Below are 3,992 nucleotides of genomic sequence, written 5' to 3' on the forward strand. Positions count from 1 at the left end.
CCCGCCACTGGAATATCAAGGTGGCAGAAGACTCAACACACTCACGCTCGGTGAACCTTCAGTGTCATTGCGCACCTATTACAACTACGTTGAAGGGGTGATCCTCGGGGATCTACTCCGCCTGGGGTACCCGAACTCAGCTCCTCACGCAACACAGTCGTGGAGTCAGCACCGCCGCGAGTTCGAGCTAATCTGCGAGATGACACCCGCGGAGCGCGCATCGTTGGCCGATGCGCTGTGGGCAGACGTACTCGCCTTCGAAGAGCAAAAGAGCCGGGCCGGTGAGCAGCGCCTCATTCGACCGTTTGAGGACATCGTTCGCCACTTCCCCAATACCCAAAGCGGAGAACCTGGGGGGTCCGTGCTACAAGGCTTGGCGTACGCCTATTATCGTGCTGACAGCCCTAACGTCACCCTGAGGATCTACAAGGTTGGATCAGGTTCTGCCCGAGTAGGCGCCACGGGGGACGTAGACGGATGGATAGGAGACTCACTTGAACTGAGTGTAGAAGTAAAAGACATGCCGATCAGAATGGAGGACATTCATCAGTTCGACATGTTCGTTAAGCACCTGAACCGCTGGCCCAATTGCACGGCAGTCGCATTGGCCCGAGAATTCACGCCAGAAGTAATCGACTGGCTGAGCGACCGAAATATCCTGGCTTTCGACCGCGGAAGCATGGAGAGCAATGTCGCCTACTGGGACTTGCCAAAGCAGCGACTGGCCGTGCAGGAGTTTCTCTACTACCTTGCGGTAGTTCAGCGGAATCCCAAACTCCTCAACCGATTCAAAGCATATTGCGTGGAAAACGGCATCGACCTAGGTCATTCCTTTACTTTGAGCGAGGCCAACGATGGCAATGCCGAGACGGCCATCGATACATAATCTGGATCTCGCTCGACTCCAATGCTCCGATATCCTACCGCCTCCGCCGCAGCCAGTGTCGATCCCGAGCCTGCAAAAGGGTCGAGAACCACACCCTGCCCAAGCGGAAGGGCGGCACGCACCACTTTCCTGAGAAATGCTTGAGGCTTTAGGCTTGGGTGAGGCGCCAGCTTCTTCTCATGCCGCCGAGTAGGCGATGACTCGATCACATCTCCGAAGGGCTGATCGTCACTCACTCGCCTAAGTCCGCCAGTCCCCCACTTACGGAGATTATCGGCGACAGTGCCCTCGAAGGGTTTACGGAACAGCAGCCACGGCTCCCACATAGAACGAGGCATTACGGAGACATCGGGAAACTCTTCGTGGGCATTTTTTGGACGGTCCCCACCACGCATTGTCATAACTTTCCGAACGATCTCTCCACGTCTTTCCAGTCCTGAATCAGCCATCGCGCCACTGATCAAGTATGACAGGAGAGGATTGGACGCCACCATTACGTGGGCTCCCGGCACAAGCACCGGGGTCAACGCTGTGGCCCATTCGTGGAAGAAGGCAGCCAGTGCGCCCCGTTCCCTAGCGCTAAGAGTTGTGAATCGCGGCAATGGCGATCGAGTTTGACCATCGAGAGTAGGAGGGATCCTCCAGACTCCTCCTGTGCCCTTTCGAAGCTTGGACTGCTCTTTCTCCGAATACTCAACGATCCCGTAGGGCGGGTCAGTGACAACCGCTTGAATAGAATTCTCCGCCCGAGAACCGAGCCATTCAAGGCAGTCTGCTCGATAGAGCGATGCATTTCCGTGTGTAAGCACCGGCACCGTGCCCGAGAACTCCATTTGTGTTGCCGTCATACACACCCCGCAATTTTTGCTGCCAGCACTTACGCTACTTGAATGTCGAATTCTGGAATGTAAGGAGAATCCGTCCGCCCGCAATAAATCCTTCTACTTCTTGCTCATTTTGTAGAGTCCACGCCCGGTCCTCGTAAACATCTTCGGAGTATTTAGCCGAAGATAGGAACGCACCGAGGATTTCGGAACGTCATTCCCGGCACGCTTGCACACTGCCGCGTGAATCTCAGCAATATGGCGTGCTTCCGGGTGAACGCTGCGCAAGTAGGCAACGATTGCGTCCCGGACGACCCCTGGGCTGCGTCGCGAAGTCACTCACTGCTCCTCTCCTCCTCGGACGTCTAGACGTCTAGAACGTACACGATACGAAGCCCACTGTCCACGCTCGTGGCATAGCTGTGGACAAGTCTTACCGAGCATCGCTGCTTCCTCGGGTCTTACAAGCCGAAGTCGTGATCTTGCTGAAACATCTGGTCCCGGCGAGACAAGTTGACGGGATACGCCGCCCACAGGGTCAGGAAGATCAAAAAAGCTGCAGGCGGATGACCCAGCAGCGCCGCACGCCTCACTTGGCAGGAGGTTGCTCTCGCTGCGACGAGGAAGAAGCTGCAGCAGATCAGCCTCGGCTCCATACCTGGACTACAGGCGTGCCGCCGCCTGTGACGACAAGCGCCGCCATACCGGCAGCATGATGTGGGCAGGCAGGTCCTCCATCTGGCCCGGTGCCGAGGTCGACCTGGACGGCGGCCGACCAGTCTCGTCACCGCCTTCGGAGTCCGGAGCAGGCCCGTCGTCGACGACTTCGGTATCGAGCGAAATACGGGGGCAGATCACGTGTTGAGCTGGCGGTCACCCGCTGGCGAGCCGACGGTGGACTTCCCGAGCGCAACCCCAGGACAGGGTGACGCCGGCGCCGCCGTGCCCGTAGTTGTGGATCACAGAAGTCCCGTCGGTTCGGCGTTCCACCGCCACCCGCACTTGGGGCCTTGTCGGCCTGAGACCTACGCGGTGGTGGACAACCGTGGACTCGGCCAGCCGGGGCTCCACGGCGGTGCAGCGGGCGAGTATGTCGGCTGCGGCCCTCTCGTCCGGCTCCAAGCTGCCATCGCCGTCGAGAGCGGTCCCGCCGAGGGCCACAGTGTTGCCGTGCGGGTAGATGCACAGCAGATCGGACGAGGGGCCCGTGTCCTCGGAGAAGAAGTCGGTCAGGCCAGGGTTGGTGACCACGACGTGTTGGCCACGGATAGGCCGCAAGGTCGGGTCGGAGGCCAGGGAGGCCGCGCCCATGCCCGTGCAGTTGATGATCGCCGATGCGCGAGGTGCGGCATCGAGCGTGGGTACGGTCTGCTGCTCGATCGTCCCGCCGGCCGTCCGTAGCCGGTGCTCCAGGTACCGCAGGTACATCGGCATGTCGATCAACGGGACTGTGAAGCGGTGGCCGGAGCCGAAGCCGGGCGGCAACTCGGTGGACGGAACCGGCCGGAAGTCCGGCAGCACGATGGCCCATGCTGGTGCTGCCTCAGCACGGCGGGATGCTTCGATACCGGAAGTGACCCGGACTCCGGTCGTCGGGTCGGCGGCAAGAGAGCGGAAGGACTCCAGCGAGTACTGGCCCCACTGATCCACCAGGTCCTTGGGCTCTACGAGGTAGGGGCCCCACATTGCGCCTGCGGCCATTGAGGTCACACCGGGGATCTCCTCCGCGATGACGCGCACCCGAAGACCTGCCTCGGCCAGAACGACAGCCGTGGTGAGGCCGACGACCCCGGCACCCAGTACAACAGTGTCACCTCGGATGGTCATTTTCCTGACGCTACCTGGCCGCGGAGATGATCGAGTTGTGTCGGATGAGGGCCTGTTCAAGACTGGGCAGGAAGCTAGAGACGTTGTTGCGCTTCCACCTTCGCGGGTCCCTGGCGAGCTGTTGCATCAGAGCGAGGCTGCGTGGTGATCAGACGAGGTCCAGCCGGGCCGGTGGCGATCTGGCCGACTCTGCAGGCCAGTTCCAACTCTGGCCGGACTTCTCAGCACTCGAACGGTGCCCGTTGGACCGGGGTTCACGGCAGCGCCGTGCCCTAGGTGTTCCCGCACGCCGGAGGAACCGCGGTCGAGGCGACTCCGCCGTACATCCAGACCTGCTCCGTTCGCCAGCTCGGCATGGGTATCTCAGAGGGCGGTTCGTGATCTGATGTCCGTTTCCTGGTGAGGTTGGGGCAGGGCTGGTGGTCGCGGGGCTTGGTCGGCTATTGCTTCCTGGC

General features: G+C 60.7%; 3 protein-coding genes. 1 reads left to right on the plus strand and 2 read right to left on the minus strand.

The annotated features are described in order from the left end of the window. The coding region (locus I003_RS36285) for a hypothetical protein (RefSeq protein ID WP_486584457.1) at positions 1-886 on the plus strand (886 nt) is incomplete at its 5' end. Here the strand turns inward: I003_RS36285 and I003_RS35365 are convergent. Next, a complete protein-coding gene (locus tag I003_RS35365; protein WP_037722133.1) occupies positions 826-1,734 on the minus strand; it encodes a DNA methyltransferase in 909 nt (302 codons plus the stop codon). The two genes, I003_RS36285 and I003_RS35365, sit on opposite strands and share 61 nt — an antisense overlap. Positions 1,735-2,583: 849 nt before the next feature. Then, positions 2,584-3,537 (minus strand): FAD-dependent oxidoreductase, encoded by a 954-nt coding sequence (locus I003_RS0129040; protein WP_027774664.1) that lies wholly within the window; start codon positions 3,535-3,537, stop codon positions 2,584-2,586. Between the last annotated feature and the right edge of the window lie 455 nt (positions 3,538-3,992).

The organism is Streptomyces sp. CNQ329, assembly GCF_000482585.1.